Below are 17,755 nucleotides of genomic sequence, written 5' to 3' on the forward strand. Positions count from 1 at the left end.
CCGGAGGGCAACGTCATCACGCTGGCGCCGGGCCGGGCGGCAGTTGCTTGTGCACCTGCTCCAGCAGGCGTTCGAGCGAAAAAGGCTTCTTGAGGAACCCCGCCCAGTCGTAGTCGGGCGGCCGCACCGACGGGTCGATGGCGCTCATGATGAGCACCGGCAGCGACGCGAACTCCCGCGAGCCGCGGATGGCCCGGATGGTCTCGAAGCCATTCATCACCGGCATCATGACGTCGATGATGGCCAGGTCTGGACGCGCGTCCTTCAGACAGTCGAGTGCCTCACGGCCATTCGCGCAGGTGACGACCCGGTAGCCCTCGTCCTCGAGGATGGACTTCACCGCTTCCGCGATGTCCATCTCATCGTCGACGACCAGAATCGTCTTCATGAGGGCCTCCGCCCCGCGGGCTTCCGCTTGGGCTTCCGGGCCGCCTTCTTCGCCGCCGCCCTGACGCCCATGGGCGACTTTCTCTTGGCCTTGGGCGGTGCTCCCCTCACCACGGCATGGCCGGTGAGCACGGCTTCGGCGCTCTCGAAGGTCTCCGCGACGGTGATGCCTTTGTCGGTGATGGAGAACTCCCGGATGCCGCTGTCGTACTGGCTCTCCCGCATCTTCATGATGGAGATCAGCCGGTAGAGCTGGGAGCGCAGCTCCACGTAGCGCAGCAGGATGACGTTCTCCACGTACGCGGTGGCATCTGGCTGCGGAGCGTCCACGTTCGGGGAGAAGAGGGCCGTCTCATCGGAGTAGACGGTGGTGACGTCCAGCATCCGCAACTGGTGGGACAGGGCGGAGAAGAAGCGGCTCATCCGCTCCGGGTAGACGGTCGCCGAGCGGAAGCCCGCGATGCTGTCGACGAAGAGCCGCAGCCGCTTCACCTTGCGCTCCTGGATGCGCTCCAGCAGCCGCTCGGCGAGCGCGTCCAGGTTGTGCTCCAGCGGCGGCTGCCACTGGATTTCGATGAGCCCCGCGTCCACGTACTTCTTGAAGTCGCCCATGCCCACGCCCTCGGCTTTTTCAATGAGCCGCTGGGACGTTTCGTAGAAGCCGAAGTAGACACCGGGCTGTCCCTGTCTGGCGCCCTCCAGGAGGAAGCGCAGGCCCAGCAGCGTCTTGCCCGTGCCGGGAGCGCCCAGCAGCAGGGTGGTGGACCCCGACAAGAGGCCGCCGTGCAGGGACTTATCCAGGCGAGGAACCCCGAAGGCCATCCGTCTGCGCCGCCCCTCTTCCTTCTCCTGGGGATTGGAGAACAGCACCTCGGTGCGAGGGTGGATGATGATGCCCAGGTCGGAGATTTCGAGCTCGTGCTTGCCGAGCAAGGAGTCACTGCCGCGGAACTTGAGCGCGACCAGCTCGCGGACGGCGCGCGGTCCCGACAGCCAGAGCGACAGCTCGAAGACGCCGTCCACCGCCGTGGTCTCCGGAGGCATGTCTCCGGCGAAGTGAGGGGACAGCAGTATCGTCGTGCAGCCGATGATGCCGATGAAGGTCTGCAGCTCCTGCAGGAAGCGTTTGTAGGTCAGGTCGCCGCGAGCGAACTCCTTCGCCGCGTCCATGCCGTCCATGATGAGCAGCGTGGCCTGGTGTTGCCGGGCCGCGCGCCGCACCAGCTCCAGGAGCCCCTTGAGTCCCTCGGTCTCCAACTGGTGATAGGCGCTGATGTAGTGGAGCTTGTCGGGGATGACGGACGCGTCGAAGAACGACATCGCCTCCAGGTTCGCCAGCATGCGCGCGTGGGACTCCGTGAGCAGCGTCACGTAGAGCGCCTTGCCGCCATGCTTGACATGCCAGAAGGCAATCTGGTGCGCCAACAACGTCTTGCCCGAGCCGGGAGGGCCCAACACCGCGTAGGATGCGCCCTGGATCAGGCCGCCCTTGGTGATGAAGTCGAGCCGGCGTACGCCGGTCTCCAACCGGGGTGGCATCGCCTTTCGCTCGCTTCCACCGTCTTCCCCTGACGACACGACACGCCTTCCTTTCGGTCAGTACGCTTCCACCCGGTGACGGGGCAGCGTGACTTGAAACGTCGAGCCTTCGCCCGGCTGGCTCTCCACCGTGAGTGTTCCTTCGTGCGCGGCGACGATTTCCCGGGCGATGTAGAGCCCCAATCCCAGCCCATCCGTGCCAGCGGTGGTGACCGCGCGCTCGAAGCGGTTGAAGATGCGGGCCAGGTCCTGCTCCGCGATGCCAATGCCCTGGTCCCTGACGCGAATCCGGAGGACGTCTGGATGGTCCTCCACCATGAGGCGGACGGGCTTGCCGTCGCCGTAGCGAAAGGCATTGGTGAGAAGGTTGCTGATGACCTGCTCCAGCCGGAGCCTGTCTCCCGCGAGCAGCGCGGGCCGCTCAGGCAGGGCCAGCGTCAACGCCACGCCGGCTGCCCGGGCCTGCATGGCCAGCCGCTGGGCCACGTCGCGCGCGGCCTCGGCCAGGTCCATCATCTCCAGGTGGAGGCGCATCCTCCGGTGGCCCACTCGGGACACATCCAACAGCGTGTCCAGAAGCTCTTGCATCCGGACCAACTGGCGCAGCGCGGGTGCGGTGCTGGCTTCGACGGTCTTCCGCGACACGGTATCGCCCCGCGTGCGGGCCAGGTGGTGGAGCACTCGCTCCAGGTTGAGCCGCAGCGCGGTGAGCGGTGTCCTCAGCTCGTGGGCCGCGATGGCGAGGAATTCGTCGCGGAGCTGCACCGCCGCCTGGGCCCGTGCCTGCAGCCGCAGCAGTGCTTCGATGTTGGCGAGGAGCTCGTCGTCTCCCAGCGGCGTGGTCCAATAGGCGTCCGCCCCCTGGGCCAGCCCGCGGAGCCGGTCCTCTCGGCGGACGGAGACGGCGGACAGGTGTGCAATCAGCAGGTCGCGCGTCTCCTCCTGCTCCCGCAGGCGCCGGCAGACCTCGTAGCCGTCGACGTCGGGCAGGTGCACGTCCAGCAGCACCAGGTCCGGGCGCCCGCTCGCCAGCCGGAGCGCCTCCGTTCCGCTGGTGGCTCCCACGACGTGATAGCCCGCGTTCGTGAGGATGCGGCCCGTGAGATAGAGGACTGCGGGCGCGTCATTGACGTTGAGGATGGTGGCGCGCACCGGCGCGTCCTCCTTCGGTCGTCTTGACGCGCTGCTGGGTTCCATTCCAGGAAGATGGGCTTGGATTCACCCGAACGGAATCCCCAACGTGCGACGGCGTGCCAGGAGAGGTGTGTGGTATCGCACAGTCCGCGGCCCACCGCGGGGTGATGGGTCCTGAATAGAGCCGCGGAGTTTGCGTCTGTCCTCATGAACACGACGGCGGGCCCTGAGCTCACGAGGACGCACCCCATGAACCGCATCGCTTCCGCGCTGGTCGCAGCCCTTCTCCTCACTGGCAGTGCCCAGGCCCAGGGCTTCGGCCCCCGTCCCACGCGCGTGGAGCGGAGCGAGCTGCGCGACGACCGCCGCGACGTGGAGGACCTGCGGAAACTGCTGGCCCGCTTTGACGCCGCGTGGAGCAGCCGGAGCGAACGGCAGATGGCGAACGTGGAGGTCAGTCTGCGCAAGCTGCTCCGAGCCGAGCTGGCGGAGAGCGAGCGGGAGATGTCCAAGGATTGGGCGCAGTCGCGGCGGTCCCGACGGGATGCGCGCGTGGCCCAGTGGGGCGGACCCCGGGCGGCCCAGTGGGGCCGGGCCTCCGCCATTGAGGCCCGGAGTGACCTGCGCGCCGAGCACGCCGCGCTGCGGACACGGAAGGCCATTGCCCGCGAGCTCGACGAAATCGAGGGACTGCGGCAGCCCGGGGCGTTGAGCTACAAGCGCACGCTCATCCTGGAGCTCATCCAGGTGGCGGAGCAGGAGCTGAACCAGTCCCGGCGGGAAGTCCGTGACGACCGGCGTCCCCCCAGCCGGCGCCGCTGAGCGCCCGGCGCGCTGCCCCGCCGGCCAGTCCCGGCGCCGGGGTTACTCCGCCTTCTTCGGCGCGGTGGCGGAGCCCACCACGCGGTGCACCGGGTACAACTCACCCGGGGTGATGGCGCCGTCGAGGAACTGCCAGCGGCAGAAGCCATCATCGGAGTGGGGCTCCAGCAGGTACACGGCGAGCGTGCCGGCGCGCTGGGCCGTGGGCACGTAGAGCGTCCCCGCGGGGAACTCGCGCGTGGTGCGCTCCGGGGCCACCGTGAGGACCGTCTCGAAGCGCACCGGCTTGGGCTTCTGGCTGAGCGGCACCTCGGCCTCGCCGGGCGGTGGCACGTTCGCCGCCACGTCGGGGCTGAACGTCTCCTCGCGCCGGGCCACGCGGTAGCTGTCCACCGTGAACGGCCGGGACTTGGGCAGCCGCTCGAACTGGATGCCATGGCCCTCCAGTCGCGACGCGAGCTCCGCGGGGGCCAGATAGGCCTCCGGGGTGCTCACGGACTGGGTGGGGACGAAGGTCCGGTGGTGCGGCATCGCGTAGGTGCGCTTGCGCTTACCGGGGTAGCGCCGCGCGGTGATGCTCGCCTCGTCGAACGCGAGGATGTTCGCCATGTCCCCGGGCCGGGCGTATGCGGGGTACTCGAACGCCAGCGCGCCCTGGTCATCGCGCGTGGCCACGCCGTAGTTGATGCCGACGAGCGTCTCCACGTCGGGAGCCCTGCCCCGCGCGATGATGTCCGCCTGCGTCTCGTCGGTGATGGCGCGGTAGGTGGCGGCGTTCCGGGCCGCGTCGCGGAAGAGCTCCAGCAGCCACGCGCGCATCACCGCGCAGCGGCGCGGGAAGTCGATGTAGCTGTACGTCTCCAGCAGCACGTCCAGCCGGCCGAGCAGGCCCCGGTAGTGGCTGCCGAAGCGCGGCAGCGCCGGGTACGTGTGCCAGCCCGAGCGCGGGTCGCCTTCGGCCTTGTAGTTGCCGTACCAGAAGCTGTCGAAGCCGTGGCGGCCCTGCACGGCCTTGGCGACGCGCTCCAGCATGCCCCGGTTGTAGGCGCGGAGCTTGGAGAAGAGCGGCTCGTTCGAATGGGACGTGTCGAACGTCAGGTCGAAGGCGTGGATGCTGCCGTCGGTGGTGTGGCAGTCGATGAAGACGTGGGGCCACCAGGTCTGGTGCAGCGCGGCCATGGCGCGCGTCTCCGGGGCCTCCTGCTTCGTGCTGTCGCGGTTGAGGTTCCAGCCCTCGCCCGTGTAGCGGGTGCCCACGCCGCCCTCGGGGTTCACCTGTCCCTCGAGGTCCTGGAGGTTGAGCTTCCGGTTGTTCGGGCTGATGCGGTCGTTGCCGTCGGGGTTGAAGTCGGGCACCAGCACCAGGCACACCTTGTCGAGCAGCGTCTGCCCGAGCCGGGTGAGGGTGAGGTCGCGCGCGAGCGCGAGCACGGCCTCCTTGCCTTCGACTTCGCCCGCGTGGATGTTGGCCTCCACCATCACCACGACCTTCTTCTGCTTGCGCGCCTGCTCGGGCGTGAAGCAGCCGCGGTCGCTCACCACCAGCGCCACCAGGGGCTGGCCTTCGCCGCTCAGGCCGAAGTCCACCCGGCGGGCGAGCTTCGTGCGGCGGCAGAGCTCGTCCACGAAGGACAGCACGTCGGAGTGAAGGGACGTTTGCGTGTAGTTCGACGCTTCAGCGCGGGTCAGCAGCCGGTTCATGGGGGCGCATCCGAGCGCTCCCGCCCAGGCGCGTCAAGTCCCGCTGCGCCGCTGGAAAAGAGTGAGCCCGAGTAGGGTGTCCTCCTGCCCGGGCTCGGGGTGCTGCCATGGATGAGACCCGCACGTTTAAGTTCCCGCCTGCGGTTGAGACCTCGGGTCCTGCGATTGAACGACCGCCGCGCAAGGTGGAATGGAGCGGCGGGCTGGAATTGCACCAGCATCACGAGGGAGGGGGCGGGAGCGGTTGATCGGGCCTGCGACAGCGAATGCTGAGTCTGGAGTGGGAATTTGAGTTTGGGGTGCTTCGCGCGCTCGTGATGCCGCCTGCCTCTACCGTGATTGGGCTACCCCGCCGCGTAGGATGCTGAATGGCGGGGGCAGGGCTCGAACCTGCACTGGGGGACGGCCGGAGAACGCTCGGCGTGAAGCTGCTGCTGAGCTTGAGTCTGGACTCCAAAAGGTCTGCGGCCGTGAGTCTAGCCGAACAGGTAGCCGAGGAGGGCCTCGCCGGCCTTCATTTCCTCCACCTCGACGGCGTTCGCCTCTTCGCGGGCGAACTTGACGGCCTGCTGCAATTTCTCCACGCGCTCCAGCAGGTCGTTCATGCGCGTGGCGGGGAGGGCCCCCGAGAACTTCACCGTCTTCCAGTAACCGACGACGATGTCCTCGTAATAGACCTCCACCTGGGCCGGGTGCTTCTCGGTGGCCTCGGACTTCACGTGGTTGCGGGGAACCTTCTTCGTCTTCGCCGTCTGCACGGGCTCGGTGGCCCACAGGCCCTGCGCCGGGTCGGGAACCCACGACTCCGACGGGTCCAGCGCGGGCAGCTTCATCACGAAGGTGTGGAGGTCCACCAGCTGCTTCTCCAGGAAGAGAAGATAGGTGGCGGGAACACCCTTCAGCAGGACCCTGCCATCCACGCGCACGTCTGCCTTCGCGTGACAGTTGGTGAGGTCCTTGGTCGCGGTGACGTCGAAGAGCCGGGTGAGGATCTCTTGCGTCTTCTTGAGGATGTCTTGCGTGCGCACCTGCACGCGGGTGGATTCGGGGGGGAAGCGCTCACCCTCCTCGTCGCGGGGCTGGTACGTGCGGGAGATGCCGCTGAGCAGCTGCGGCTTCTGGAGGTCGTGATGGGCCTGCGTCAGCTCCTGCTGGGAGCGGTTCTTGACGCCCTTCTCGACGGCGATGATTTGATTCAGCTTCGGCATGACGCCCCTGACGCGGCATGGCGCCTCGCCCTGACATGCACTCGCCAGGCGCGCGCTCCTTCCTCGGCTGGCCCGGGGAGCCGGACGCCCGGGGCTCGGCCGCCGCACTGTGTGCGTCCATGGGGGTGAGCCCTCATGCATGACGTCAGCACAGCGCCGCGCCCGGAAGGTCGCGCGGAAGGAGACACGCGTCATGACGGAGCAAGAGGCCTACGTGAAGCAGATGGATGCGGAGAAGCGGAGGCTCGACGCCCGGATTGCCGAAACGGAGGCGCAGGCCGACGTCCGCCAGGCAAGCGACGAGCTCAAGGACATGTCCGCGATTCGCCGCGTCTTCGAAAAGTTCCGCCTCAAGCTGGATGAGCTGGGCAAGCGGCAGACGCAGAACTTCGACCAGGGCAAGGCCGAGCTCCGGAAGTCCTACGACGACACCAACCAGGCTGTCATCGAGATGGAAGCGAAGATGGCGCTCGTCCGTGCCGGCTACGAGCGCAAGCGGGAGGCGGAGCTCCGAGCGCTTGGCGCGCAGGTGGATGGTTGGGAAGCGTCCGCCGCGCAGTCCCGGGCCGAGGACTCACGGCTCACGCGGCAGGAACTCGAGTTCATCCGCCGCTCGCTCCATGACACGGAGTCCGCGCTCCGCCGGTTGATGAGCAGCCACGGCGAGAACTGGTCGAAGCTGAAGAAGGACTACGAGGACTCGTGGCGCGAGCTGCGGGAGCGCTCCGACAAGATTCGCGCGGGCGCGGACGTGCAGCCGTCCTCTCGCGCCTGAACCTGGACGGCACGAGGACCGGACCGGGTGAGGTCCGGCCTCGCGCCGGGACCGCGGACGCCGCGTCAGAACGCGCGGTTCACCGCGTAGCCGCAAATCTTGTGCTCGGCCTTGTACGTGTTGGGGCCTGGGATGCCGTCAATGGGGCCCGTGTAGCCGAAGCTCCGGCCCACCGTCTGGACGCGCGTCCAATAGACCTTCCCGGGGATGCCGTCCTCCTGGGCGGACGTGCGGGGGCCGCCGCGACGGTTCAGTTCGCGCGCGGTGATGCGCACGCGGGCCTTCTCCGTGCTGGGCCCGGTGACGCCGTCAATCGGGCCCGTGTAGCCGTAGTCGCGCCGGGCGACCGTCTGGATGCGCTTGTAATAGATGGGGCCGGGGACGCCGTCGTACTCCGTCGTCGTATGCGGCAGGCCACCACCGGCCGGCGGAGGCGTGCCACCGCCCGCGATGCGCCCGCCCGCGTAGTCCATGGACCAGCCGAGATAGCGCGCGCCCGTCGCGCCCGAATACCCGTGGACGCTGTTCACGCCGATGGCATCACCCCAGGACTGCGCCAGCTTGCGCGTGGCCATGAACACGGTGCCGCCACCGCCATTCAGGTCCGCGCCGACGTGGCCGTACGCGCCAATGTCCCACCAATGAAACGCACCCGTGGGCGCCTGGGTCGGGTCCATGGAGATGATGCGTGACGCGCGGAACGCCTCGATGGCGGAGGGCCGCGCCGACGACTCCGGCAACTGGCCGAAGCGCCACATCAACGAACCACACCACTGGTCCCACGTGCCACCGTCCCGCTTGGGATTGGCGGCGGCGAAGGCTCGCGCCCTGTCATAGATGGGCGAGTTCAGCTCGGACGTCTCGGTTTCGAGCGCGTCCGGCGTGAGCGCCTCCGTGTCCTCGGCGGCGCCGCCACACGCACCCAGCACGATGGCCACTGACAACAGCGCGGTGTTCCACGTCATCCCGTTCGTCTTCATCCCATGGCTCCTGTCATCGCCGTTCTCCGCGAGGTTGTCGGCGGGAGCATGGTTGGAGTTTCCAGGAAACTAAGTTTTGCCTGTATCTGAAGTTTTCCTGCGAACGTACTCCCAGGCTTCGATGAGCCTGCGCGTTTCCTCCTGCGCCAGGGCCTGCAGCTTGGGGCCGAGCTGCGCGACCTTGTCTGGATGGTACTGGGCCACCAGGGACAAATAGGCCCGCCGTGCATCCGCGAGCGGAGTGCCGGGCGTGATTCCCAGCACCTCCCACGCAGACGCCACGGGCTCAGGCTCAGGCTCCGCGGCTGGCGATTCGTCCGCGTCGTCGGCTTCTTCCTCCACCTCTTCGGGAGGTTCGACGGGAGGCGCGGGCCGGTCGAAGCCCACGCCGCAGGTGGCGCACAGGAGCCGCTCCTGGGGCTCACTGGAGGCGGAGGGAACGACGCGTGTGTCGAAGCAGTCCCCACACACGATGTTGCGACAGGACTCACAGCGCGCGGCGGAGGCGGCGTCGTCCAGGTCCTGGCCGCATCGGAGACAGTCGTCTGGCAGGGGGGCCTCTTCGCCACATCGCACGCAGTGGGCCCACGCGCGGTCCAGGCGGTGCTCGCACTCCGTGCACTCCAGGTCGCCGCCGCTCGCGGGCTCCCAGTGCTTCGCTTCTCCGCACCACGGGCAGCAGGGCATCAGCCACGCCAGCTTCCCGGCGCAGTCGTCCGCGTCGCAGTCGAACTCGAGCCGGTAGCCCTGGGCCACGGGCTCGGGCGCGTTGGCCTCGTCGAAGGACTCGCCACAGGCCCAGCAGTGATTGAAGCGCGGGTGGGAGGGCGCCTCGCACGCCACGCAGACGGGGTTGCCGTGCTCGGCCTTCCATTCGACCTCGTCGCCGCAGCCGGGGCAGAAGCCCATGGCCTGCGTGACGTCGGGGTGCTGACAGGAGGACCTCGCCGCGTGGGCGGCCCGCTCGCGCTGGCCAGGCGGGGCGGGGAAGGGGGGCTTGAGGCCTCGCTCCGTCAGGTGCTCCCACCAACAGGCGCGGCAGACGCGGCCCCGGGCCTTCCGGTTCGTGTGGCCGGGCGCCACCGGGCGTTGCCGGAAGTCACCGGCCTCCAGGACCTGCGTGCTCAGGCACACCTGGCAGACCCTGTTGCCGCAAACCTCGCAGCTCCCCGCGAGGCGGCGGACGCCCAGGCCCAGGATGCCGGCGGTCAGCACCTCCCTGCAGCACGGGCAGGCTCGCATGGACTCCTCTCGCGGGATGGCCGGGCCAGGTGGGGCCCCGGGTGGCGGGTGGGCCTCACGCATGCCCCATTCAGTCGGCCAGGTCCAGCGCGCTTACTCGCAGCCGATGCGCCGCGGGCCCACGGCGAGCTCGTCCATCCACCAGTCGGTGGGCACGGGGAGCCCCTGGTAGAGGAACACGCCGGCCTCGAGCACGGTGAAGTCGCTGACCTTCTCGCGCACCGGCCGCTGCTGCGTCGGTGGCTCGGAGAAGACGAAGGTCTCAGGCCACTGAAGCTCGGTGCCGTTGAGCCAGACGCGCGGCTCGGCGGCCTCCGGTTGCGTTCCATTGGCGCCGTCGAAGAGCCATTCCAGACACGCCCATTCGTCGAGCACGAGCGGCGTGTCCGACACCTGCACCCATTCGGGGAACCCCGGCGGCTCGGGTGGGTGCCAGATGGCCATGTAGCGCTGCCGGTACGTGGCGACCTCGTACCAGTCGAGCGTGTCCAGGGCTCCGCCCGTTTGGCCGGGCCTGGGGTAGCGGGCATTGAAGAGGCCCGCGTGGGACATGGGGCGCGCGGGGGACGTGTAGACGTAGGCGCGGCCCCACAGCACGGGGCCGAAGTGGGCGGGCAGCTCGAAGCGGAGCGTCTTCTTGGGCCCCCCTTGGCTTCCCTCCGTGCCACCGACGAGCTGACGGGCATGAAGGGCGTACCGGCCCCGGTATGCGCGGGTGTCGTCCACGAGCAGCGTGCCGCTGAACTCGTCGCGGTAGGGCGTCCAGCCGTCGGGGACGCGGCCTTCCTCGAAGTCCCAGCAGCGCGTTCCAGGAGACTCGCAGGCGTGCGGGGCACGGGGCCGCGCGGGAGGCGGGTGGGCGCAGGAAGCCGCCAGGAACATCAGCATCCACCGGGGAACCCACCCGCGATGTCGAGCTCGCATGTCACGACCCTGTTCGGTGAATTCAAGGAAAATAGAATGGGGCGGGGTGGAGGACAAGCGGGGGGACGTGGCTATCGAAGCCGCGTGGGCGCGCTTAATCCAGGCTATATCCAGGGTGGGGACGTCTTTTCGACGCACCCGTGCCCTCTACACCAGGACGAATCTCGTGGCCGGAAGCAGCCTGCTGACCCTGATTGATGACATCGCCAGCCTGCTGGACGACGTCGCGGCGATGACGAAGGTCGCGACCCGGAAGACCGCTGGCGTGCTCGGGGATGACCTCGCGCTCAACGCCCAGCAGGTCTCCGGCGTCAGCCCCGACCGTGAGCTGCCTGTCGTCTGGGCCGTCGCCAAGGGCTCGTTGGTCAACAAGGCGATTCTGGTCCCCGCGGCCCTGGCCATCAGCGTGCTGGCGCCCTGGGCCATCACCCCGCTGCTGATGCTGGGCGGCGCCTTCCTGTGCTTCGAGGGCTTCGAGAAGGTGGCCCACAAGTTCCTGCACGGCAAGGAGGAGCAGGCGGCGCAGAGGCAGGAGCGCGTCAAGGCGGTGGCGGACCCTTCGGTGGACCTGGTCGCCATGGAGAAGGACAAGATCAAGGGCGCCATCCGCACCGACTTCATCCTGTCCGCCGAAATCGTCGTCATCTCGCTCGGGACGCTCACCGCCGCGTCTTTTGGAATGAAGGTCGCCGTGCTGTCCGGCATCGCCATCCTCATCACGGTGGGCGTCTACGGTCTGGTCGCGGGCATCGTGAAGCTCGACGACGCGGGCCTCTACCTGATGAAGAAGGATGGCGGGTTCAATCAAAGCCTGGGCCGGGGCATCCTGACGACCGCGCCGTACTTGATGAAGGGGCTCGGCATCGTGGGCACGGCCGCCATGTTCATGGTGGGCGGCGGTATCCTCACGCACGGCATCGCGCCCCTGCATCACTTCATCGAGCACGCGAGCGCCGCGGCCGCGGCGGTGCCGGGCGTTGGCGGGCTGCTGGGCGCGCTCCTGCCGTCGCTGATGAACGCGGTGGCCGGCATCATCGCGGGTGGCCTCATCGTGCTGCTCGTGACGGGCGCCACGCGGGCCTTCCAGTCCGTGCGAGCCAGGCCGAGCTGAGCCAGGTCGCCCCTGCGTGCCCGGGTGTTCCGGGCGCGCGGGCGGCGCTTCACGCGCGTCCGCCTCAGGCCTGGAGGTGGCGCAGGATGGCGGCGTTCACCTCCCGGGCATGCGTGATGGGCCCCATGTGGCCCACGCCCGGGAACACCTGCAGCTCCGCGCGAGGCAGCACCCGGGCCAGCGTGTCGAGCACCCGCCGTTCGAAGGTGGGCGTGCGCTCCCCGCCAAGCAGGAGCGTGGGGACGGCAATCGTCGCGTACGTCTCGCGCGTCGTCTTGTCCGACGCCAGGGAGGCGACCTCCTGGTAGACCTTCCAGCCCACCTTGCGGAAGGCCTGCTGCGTCTCCGCGTTGAGCGCGTCCCACGCGCCGGGCCCGTTCCATCCCGACACGAACGCGGACAGCCAGGCCTCGCCGGTGCCTTCGAAGGTGGACGGCAGGTCGGGCGAACCTTCCCAGTCACCTGCTTCGAGCACGCCGAACGCCACGGGCTCGAAGACGGCCAGCGACTTCACCGCCTGGGGGCGTGACAGCGCGAGCTGCATCGCGAGGAAGCCGCCATACGAGTGGCCAACGAAGTGCGCCGGCTGCTCCAGTCGCGCCGCCAGGGCCTCCAGCGCCGCCAGGTCCTGGCGGAAGTGGAAGGGTGTTCCCGCGGGCCACTCGCTGGAGCCGCCGTAGCCGAGCAGGTCCGGAATGACAGTCCTGTGAGTGGTGGCCAGCGTGTCGCCCAGCTTCCGCCACTGGCGGCCGGAGAAGCCACCGCTGTGGATGAGGACCACCGGTTCTCCGGTGCCCACATCGCGATAGGCGAGCGTCTGCCCGTCCGCTTCCAACGTCTTCGTTGCCGTGTCGGTCATCATTTCGTTTCGTCCGCCGGGTCGAGCGCGACTTTCCTAATGACCGTGCTGGGGAGCGTCAATCGAAGCGACGTGCCCCCACCGTTCAAGCGCGTGAGCGCCGCGCACGGTGCCCGGCTGGCAGGAATTCGCGTGGTTCCCCTTGCATGAAGCAGCCTGGACGGGGGAAGACGGACGGATGGCATGGGAACCTCGCGTCATGAACTCCGACCCACGCGGGCGGGATCCGTCAGAAGTACTACGTGAGCTCCAGCGGCAACTGGGGCCTGGAATGGGGCGCCGCCTCCTGTTCGTCGTGCTCGGTCTGTTCCTGCTGGTGGGGTTGATGACCAGCTACGCCCAGGTGGAGCCGGACGAAGTGGGCGTCATCCTCCGGCTGGGGCGCTTCGCGGGCACGGTGGAGCCGGGCCCGCATTTCCGGGTGCCCTTCTGGGTGGACCGCATCGTGAAGGTCCCGGTGCAGCGTCAGCTCAAGGCGGAGTTCGGCTTCCGCACGGAGTCGTCCCGCACGCGCGCGGGCTCCTCCTATGCGGCGGAGACCTCGGACATGAAGCGCGAGTCGCTCATGCTCACCGGTGACCTCAACGTCGCGGTGGTGGAGTGGATCGTCCAGTACAAAATCAAGGACCCGTACCAGTACCTCTTCAAGGTGAAGAACGTGGAGAGCATGCTCCGGGACATCTCCGAGGCCTCGATGCGAGCCGTCGTGGGAGACCACTCGGTGAACGAGGTCCTCACCACGGGCCGCCAGGCGGTGGCCACCCAGTCCAAGCTGCTGCTCCAGGACCTGGCGGACCGCTATGAGACGGGCGTGGACATCCAGCAGGTGGTGCTCCAGGACGTGAACCCGCCCGACCCGGTGAAGCCGTCCTTCAACGAGGTGAACCAGGCCATCCAGGAGAAGGAGCGCGTCATCAACGAGGCCTATGCCGAACTGAACCGCGTCATTCCCCGCGCGAAGGGCGAGGCCGAGGAGGCGCTGCGCGGCGCCGAGGGCTACGCCATTGAGCGTGTGAACCGCGCCAAGGGTGAGGCGGACCGCTTCGCGCGCGTCTACGAGGAGTACCGCAAGGCCCCGGACGTCACCCGCCGCCGCATGTACCTGGAGACGGTGAGCCAGGTGCTCCGGAGCGCTGGACAGAAGGTCGTCCTGGATGAGTCCGTCAAGGGCCTCACGCCATTGTTGAACATGCAGGCGAACGACCCCGCGGTGTCCGGGAGCGCGAGCCAGACGGAGGGCCGCCGATGAGCCGCCTGGTCATTCCCCTCGGCGTATTGGCCGCCCTCGTCGTCGTGGTGGGCTTCTCCTCGACCTACACCCTGAGCGAGCACGAGCAGGCCGTCATCACCCGGTTCGGCGAGCCGAAGGGCGCGTCCGTCGTGGACCCGGGGCTCCACTTCAAGATGCCCTTCGTCGACACGGTGAACCGCTTCGACAAGCGGTGGTTGGACTGGCGCGGAGACCCGAACCAGATTCCCACCAAGGACAAGAAGTACATCTGGGTGGACACCTTCGGGCGCTGGCGCATCGTGGACCCGCTGCGCTTCTTCCAGCGCCTGCGGGACGAGCGCAACGCACAGTCCCGGCTCGACGACATCATCGACGGTGAGACGCGCAACACCATCGCGTCGTTCGCGCTGATTGAAGCGGTCCGCTCCACCAACCGTCCCTTCGAGGACGACGAGTACACCGCCGAGACGGAGCGGGGCGGCGAGTCACTGGAGCAGGTCGCCCAGGGACGGGACAAGCTCACCCGCCAGATTCGCCTCCGGGCCGCGGAGATCGTCAAGGAGTTCGGGGTGGAGCTGGTCGACGTGCAGATTCGCCGTATCAACTACGTGGACGAGGTCCAGGTGAAGGTGTTCGAGCGGATGATCTCCGAGCGCAAGCGCATCGCCGAGCGCTCCCGTTCGGAGGGCATGGGCCGCGCGGCGGAGGTCCGGGGCCAGCGTGAGCGTGACTTGAAGGAGATCCGCTCGGCGGCCTACCGCAAGGCCCAGGACATCACCGGTGCGGCGGACGCCGAGGCGACGAAAATCTACGCGGAGGCCTTCGGCAGGGATCCGGAGTTCTACCAGTTCATGCGGACGCTGGAGGCCTACCCGGACGTGGTGGACGCCTCCACGTCACTGTTCCTGGGCGGCGAGTCCGAGTTCTACCGGTACCTGCGCAGCAGCTCCAAGCCATAGACGAGAAGGGCGGGGCGTCAACGGCAGCCTGGCGCCTTGCCCGCTCATTCCCCCAGGCGAACCGCGATGAGCGCGATGGCCAGGAGGGGCGGGGCGCCCTGGACGATGCTGGCCTTGAGGAAGCGGCGGTTGCTGGACACCAGCACCAGGGCCGCCAGCGCCATGCATGCACAGCCGAACACCACGGCCGCCACGCCGGACGCGGCCGCGCCGGTGTGGACGAGCGCCACGCCCACCAGCACGCCCACCGCGAGGAACAGGTTGTAGAAGCCCTGGTTGAGCGCCATCGGCTTGACCACGTCCGCGTCCGCCTGTGACTTCAGTCCGAAGCGCCGCCACACCTTCGGCTGCGAGAAGACGACGCTCTCCATGACGAAGAACAGGACGTGGATGAGCGCGGCGACGACCGCGAAGACCTGTGCCAGCAGCGACATGATGACTCCCCTCTGGGATGCGGTATTCTGAACCAGTCAGTTCCGAATCATACTGAAACGGTCGGTTCAGAATTGTCAAGGAGGGTGATGTGGCGCGGACGCGTGCGTTTGACGAGACGGAGGCGGTGCGCAAGGCGCTGGGGGTGTTCTGGTCCCGGGGGTACGAGGCCACGTCCCTGTCGGACCTGGAGTCCGCCACGGGGCTGAACCGCTCCAGCCTGTACCAGGCGTTCGAGAGCAAGCGGGGGCTGTTCTCCCGCGCGGTGGCGCTGTACCTCCAGGAGGTCATCACGCCCCGGCTGGCCGTCTTCGCCAAGGGCCCGGCGGGCCTGCCGCAGGTGACGGCGTACTTCGAGTCGCTCGCGACGACGATGGGGACCGCGCCGCCGGCCCTGACGCGCCGGGGATGCCTGCTCGTCAACACGGCCACGGAGCTGGCCCCGCATGACGCCGAGGCTCATCGCGCGGTGGAGGACTACCGCGCGCTCTTGCAGGGACACCTGACCCGGGCCCTGGAGGCGGCGGCGCGGGCCGGTGTCATGCCCCGGAAGACGGTGGCCCGCCGGGTGGAGCTGTTGCTGGGCGCCGTCATCGGTGTGCTGGTCACCGCGCGGGTGGACCCCTTGGCCGCGGCGAAGCTCGCCCGTGCCGCCGCGAGTGAAGTGGAGGACTGGGCTCGCTGAGACGGTGCGTGAGCGCCGCAGTGCAAGCACGGCATCCGGCCGCCTGGCTGGCCTGGGCCATGAGGCGGCGGCGCAATCAAGGCGTTCACTCCCTCTGTTGCTCCGCGGCCGTTGGAGGAAGCGGTGCGGTGTTGGCGCCGCGGCGGATGGAATCTCTGGGGCGCTGCTCCGTTCAGTTGCGCGATGCACCGGTCCTTGAAATGCAATGACGCACGCGCCGCGGAGGCGCCTGGCGACCTCCAGCGGCTGCGCATCGCGCCGCCGTGGGCGCTTCTCCTGCTCACGCTCCTGACGGGATGCCCGCTCGCGGAGAACTACACCGATGAGGCCGGTCCCCGGTACAGCGGCGACCATCGGACGCCTGGCTCCGTTTCCACCGAGGCGCCCGCTTCCATCACCGTGGTGACGTTCAACCTGGCCTTCTCCGAACACGTCACCGAGGCCATCACCGCGCTCTCAAGGCCTCCGCTCGCGGGGGCGGATGTCATCGCGATGCAGGAGATGGACGCTGCGTCCGTCGACCGAATCGCACGTGAGCTGGGGCTGGCCTACGTCTACTACCCCGCCTCCGTGCAGGTGGACGACGACGACTTCGGCAACGCGCTGTTGAGCCGGTGGCCCATCACCGCGGACCGGAAGGTCCACCTCCCCCACGACGACCCGTACCATCAGCGCCGCCGCATCGCGGTCCTCGCGACGTTGGACCTCGGCGGGACGCTGGTTCAAACGGCCTCCGTGCACAACGCCACGCCCATCGTCGGGCTGGGCGGGCGGCTCGACCAGGCGGAGACCATCATCGACGCGCTCGAGGGCACGGGGCCGGTGCAGGTCATCGCCGGCGACTTCAATACCTCGGACCCGGGGAGCCTGAGGCAGATGGTGAAGCTGTTCTCCGAGCGGGGCTTCCAATGGGCCTCGGATGGCGTGGGGGACACGGTGGACTCCGTGATTGGCGGCTTTCCGCTCGACTTCGTCTTCGCCCAGGGGCTCGCTCCGCTGGAGCGCGGCGTGGACCGGCGTCCCGCCGGGAGCGACCACCATCCCGTCTGGGTGCGGTTCGCATGGCCTCCGTGATGCGAGGCTTCGTCACACGGACGCTCTCGGTGGCCGGGACGCTCGTCCTCGTGCCAGGCTGTCTGAGCGGTGCGCGGAACATCGGCGCCGCGACAACCCCCGTCGGGACGACAGAGGTCGGCGTTTCATTGAACGCGCTGGCCTTCGAGCATGGGCGGGACCAGGCGTACCTCCCCAGCCCCGAGCTCACGTTTCGCAAGGGCGCTGGCAAGAACTGGGATTGGGGCGGCCGCCTCACGTTGCTGGGCCTGGAGCTCGGAACACGGCACCGGCTCATCGAGCAGTCCCGGTGGACGTGGTCCGTCGCTCCGAGCGCTGGAGTCTGGTTCGTGCCCGTCACCAACAACTCCACGGAGCCCGTCAACCTCCGGCTCGGAGCGCAGACCCTGCTCGACTTTCGGCTGAGTCGCGCGTGGACGCTGACCGGTGGCGCATCGCTGACGGGCGCCTTCGCGGGACCGCTCACCGCCTTTCAGGGGCGGTTCAATGGCGCGAACCTGCTGCTCTCACCGGGGGGGGCCCTGGGGATTGGGGTTCGCTTGAGCCCCTCCCTCGAAGTGCGCGCAGAGGGGGGCCTTGAGTTTCCCCTGGGCATGAGGGGCGGGAGTCGCCCGCCCACCGGCCATGCCGGGCTGACGTTCCGCTGGAGCCGTGCCGACCGTCGATGACGGTGAACGCACCACCAGGGCCTC

Annotated in this window: 18 protein-coding genes; 8 read left to right on the plus strand and 10 right to left on the minus strand. The window is 68.6% G+C overall.

Annotation, left to right across the window (positions count from 1 at the left end):
- Positions 1-16 precede the first annotated feature (16 nt).
- The 3 genes from KGD87_RS04970 to KGD87_RS04980 are packed head-to-tail and all read right to left on the minus strand — an operon-like array spanning position 17 to position 3,078.
- On the minus strand, positions 17-388 hold the full coding sequence (locus KGD87_RS04970; protein ID WP_284666379.1) for a response regulator: 372 nt from the start codon (positions 386-388) through the stop codon (positions 17-19).
- Positions 385-1,965: a DUF7125 family protein gene (locus KGD87_RS04975; RefSeq protein WP_284666380.1), complete on the minus strand. Its 1,581-nt coding sequence runs from the start codon at positions 1,963-1,965 to the stop codon at positions 385-387. Before KGD87_RS04975 ends, KGD87_RS04970 begins: the two co-directional genes overlap by 4 nt.
- An 18-nt stretch (positions 1,966-1,983) precedes the next feature.
- The gene (locus KGD87_RS04980; protein WP_284666381.1) at positions 1,984-3,078 is read right to left on the minus strand and encodes a hybrid sensor histidine kinase/response regulator; all 1,095 of its coding nucleotides are present in this window, start codon (positions 3,076-3,078) and stop codon (positions 1,984-1,986) included.
- Positions 3,079-3,309: 231 nt separating this feature from the next.
- On the opposite strand from KGD87_RS04980, the gene KGD87_RS04985 reads away from it, so the two are divergent.
- Entirely contained in the window at positions 3,310-3,882 is a 573-nt protein-coding gene (locus KGD87_RS04985) for a hypothetical protein (RefSeq protein WP_284666382.1), read from the plus strand.
- 42 nt (positions 3,883-3,924) lie between these two features.
- Here KGD87_RS04985 and KGD87_RS04990 read toward each other — a convergent pair whose 3' ends face one another.
- Both KGD87_RS04990 and KGD87_RS04995 read right to left on the minus strand, forming a co-directional pair.
- Positions 3,925-5,583 (minus strand): M14 family zinc carboxypeptidase, encoded by a 1,659-nt coding sequence (locus KGD87_RS04990; RefSeq protein WP_284666383.1) that lies wholly within the window; start codon positions 5,581-5,583, stop codon positions 3,925-3,927.
- A 476-nt stretch (positions 5,584-6,059) separates the two neighbouring features.
- Entirely contained in the window at positions 6,060-6,791 is a 732-nt protein-coding gene (locus KGD87_RS04995) for a DUF7873 family protein (protein WP_284666384.1), read from the minus strand.
- Between the two features lie 193 nt (positions 6,792-6,984).
- On the opposite strand from KGD87_RS04995, the gene KGD87_RS05000 reads away from it, so the two are divergent.
- Positions 6,985-7,566 carry a sll1863 family stress response protein gene (locus tag KGD87_RS05000; protein WP_284666385.1) on the plus strand — a complete coding sequence of 194 codons (582 nt, stop codon included), beginning with the start codon at positions 6,985-6,987 and terminating at the stop codon, positions 7,564-7,566.
- A gap of 65 nt (positions 7,567-7,631) precedes the next feature.
- Here the strand turns inward: KGD87_RS05000 and KGD87_RS05005 are convergent, their stop codons facing one another.
- The 3 genes from KGD87_RS05005 to KGD87_RS05015 all read right to left on the minus strand — a co-directional run bounded on the left by KGD87_RS05005 (position 7,632) and on the right by KGD87_RS05015 (position 10,712).
- A complete protein-coding gene (locus tag KGD87_RS05005) occupies positions 7,632-8,546 on the minus strand; it encodes a hypothetical protein (RefSeq protein ID WP_284666386.1) in 915 nt (304 codons plus the stop codon).
- Between the two features lie 69 nt (positions 8,547-8,615).
- Positions 8,616-9,788, minus strand: coding sequence for a J domain-containing protein (locus KGD87_RS05010; RefSeq protein ID WP_284666387.1), 1,173 nt, complete (start codon positions 9,786-9,788; stop codon positions 8,616-8,618).
- A gap of 93 nt (positions 9,789-9,881) precedes the next feature.
- Complete coding sequence (locus KGD87_RS05015) at positions 9,882-10,712, minus strand: hypothetical protein (protein ID WP_284666388.1); 831 nt, start codon at positions 10,710-10,712, stop codon at positions 9,882-9,884.
- A 166-nt stretch (positions 10,713-10,878) separates the two neighbouring features.
- Between KGD87_RS05015 and KGD87_RS05020 the strand changes: the two genes are divergently transcribed.
- Complete coding sequence (locus tag KGD87_RS05020) at positions 10,879-11,823, plus strand: DUF808 domain-containing protein (RefSeq protein WP_284666389.1); 945 nt, start codon at positions 10,879-10,881, stop codon at positions 11,821-11,823.
- Positions 11,824-11,887: 64 nt separating this feature from the next.
- Here KGD87_RS05020 and KGD87_RS05025 read toward each other — a convergent pair whose 3' ends face one another.
- Positions 11,888-12,685 (minus strand): alpha/beta fold hydrolase, encoded by a 798-nt coding sequence (locus KGD87_RS05025; RefSeq protein ID WP_284666390.1) that lies wholly within the window; start codon positions 12,683-12,685, stop codon positions 11,888-11,890.
- Positions 12,686-12,860: 175 nt separating this feature from the next.
- Between KGD87_RS05025 and hflK the strand changes: the two genes are divergently transcribed.
- Both hflK and hflC read left to right on the plus strand, forming a co-directional pair.
- Positions 12,861-13,931, plus strand: coding sequence for an FtsH protease activity modulator HflK (gene hflK, locus KGD87_RS05030; protein ID WP_350102481.1), 1,071 nt, complete (start codon positions 12,861-12,863; stop codon positions 13,929-13,931).
- Positions 13,928-14,872: a protease modulator HflC gene (gene hflC / locus KGD87_RS05035; protein WP_284666392.1), complete on the plus strand. Its 945-nt coding sequence runs from the start codon at positions 13,928-13,930 to the stop codon at positions 14,870-14,872. The genes hflK and hflC overlap by 4 nt, the downstream gene beginning before the upstream one ends.
- 44 nt (positions 14,873-14,916) lie before the next feature.
- On the opposite strand, the gene KGD87_RS05040 is transcribed toward hflC, so the two are convergent.
- Entirely contained in the window at positions 14,917-15,306 is a 390-nt protein-coding gene (locus KGD87_RS05040) for a DUF1304 domain-containing protein (protein ID WP_284666393.1), read from the minus strand.
- A gap of 89 nt (positions 15,307-15,395) precedes the next feature.
- Between KGD87_RS05040 and KGD87_RS05045 the strand changes: the two genes are divergently transcribed.
- The 3 genes from KGD87_RS05045 to KGD87_RS05055 all read left to right on the plus strand — a co-directional run bounded on the left by KGD87_RS05045 (position 15,396) and on the right by KGD87_RS05055 (position 17,731).
- On the plus strand, positions 15,396-15,989 hold the full coding sequence (locus KGD87_RS05045) for a TetR/AcrR family transcriptional regulator (RefSeq protein WP_284666394.1): 594 nt from the start codon (positions 15,396-15,398) through the stop codon (positions 15,987-15,989).
- Between the two features lie 183 nt (positions 15,990-16,172).
- On the plus strand, positions 16,173-17,063 hold the full coding sequence (locus tag KGD87_RS05050; protein WP_284666395.1) for an endonuclease/exonuclease/phosphatase family protein: 891 nt from the start codon (positions 16,173-16,175) through the stop codon (positions 17,061-17,063).
- Positions 17,051-17,731 carry a hypothetical protein gene (locus KGD87_RS05055; RefSeq protein ID WP_284666396.1) on the plus strand — a complete coding sequence of 227 codons (681 nt, stop codon included), beginning with the start codon at positions 17,051-17,053 and terminating at the stop codon, positions 17,729-17,731. The genes KGD87_RS05050 and KGD87_RS05055 overlap by 13 nt, the downstream gene beginning before the upstream one ends.
- The last annotated feature ends 24 nt before the right edge of the window (positions 17,732-17,755 follow it).

It is taken from the genome of Myxococcus sp. SDU36, assembly GCF_030168875.1.
Taxonomy (GTDB): domain Bacteria; phylum Myxococcota; class Myxococcia; order Myxococcales; family Myxococcaceae; genus Myxococcus; species Myxococcus vastator.

Excerpts from the sequence above, each read along its gene's own strand:
- KGD87_RS04970 (WP_284666379.1), bottom strand. The coding sequence starts at position 388 with ATGAAGACGATTCTGGTCGTCGACGATGAGATGGACATCGCGGAAGCG.
- KGD87_RS04985 (WP_284666382.1), top strand. The coding sequence starts at position 3,310 with ATGAACCGCATCGCTTCCGCGCTGGTCGCAGCCCTTCTCCTCACTGGC.
- KGD87_RS04990 (WP_284666383.1), bottom strand. The coding sequence starts at position 5,583 with ATGAACCGGCTGCTGACCCGCGCTGAAGCGTCGAACTACACGCAAACG.
- KGD87_RS04995 (WP_284666384.1), bottom strand. The coding sequence starts at position 6,791 with ATGCCGAAGCTGAATCAAATCATCGCCGTCGAGAAGGGCGTCAAGAAC.
- KGD87_RS05000 (WP_284666385.1), top strand. The coding sequence starts at position 6,985 with ATGACGGAGCAAGAGGCCTACGTGAAGCAGATGGATGCGGAGAAGCGG.
- KGD87_RS05005 (WP_284666386.1), bottom strand. The coding sequence starts at position 8,546 with ATGAAGACGAACGGGATGACGTGGAACACCGCGCTGTTGTCAGTGGCC.
- KGD87_RS05010 (WP_284666387.1), bottom strand. The coding sequence starts at position 9,788 with ATGCGAGCCTGCCCGTGCTGCAGGGAGGTGCTGACCGCCGGCATCCTG.
- KGD87_RS05015 (WP_284666388.1), bottom strand. The coding sequence starts at position 10,712 with ATGCGAGCTCGACATCGCGGGTGGGTTCCCCGGTGGATGCTGATGTTC.
- KGD87_RS05025 (WP_284666390.1), bottom strand. The coding sequence starts at position 12,685 with ATGATGACCGACACGGCAACGAAGACGTTGGAAGCGGACGGGCAGACG.
- hflK (WP_350102481.1), top strand. The coding sequence starts at position 12,861 with ATGGCATGGGAACCTCGCGTCATGAACTCCGACCCACGCGGGCGGGAT.
- hflC (WP_284666392.1), top strand. The coding sequence starts at position 13,928 with ATGAGCCGCCTGGTCATTCCCCTCGGCGTATTGGCCGCCCTCGTCGTC.
- KGD87_RS05040 (WP_284666393.1), bottom strand. The coding sequence starts at position 15,306 with ATGTCGCTGCTGGCACAGGTCTTCGCGGTCGTCGCCGCGCTCATCCAC.
- KGD87_RS05050 (WP_284666395.1), top strand. The coding sequence starts at position 16,173 with ATGCACCGGTCCTTGAAATGCAATGACGCACGCGCCGCGGAGGCGCCT.
- KGD87_RS05055 (WP_284666396.1), top strand. The coding sequence starts at position 17,051 with ATGGCCTCCGTGATGCGAGGCTTCGTCACACGGACGCTCTCGGTGGCC.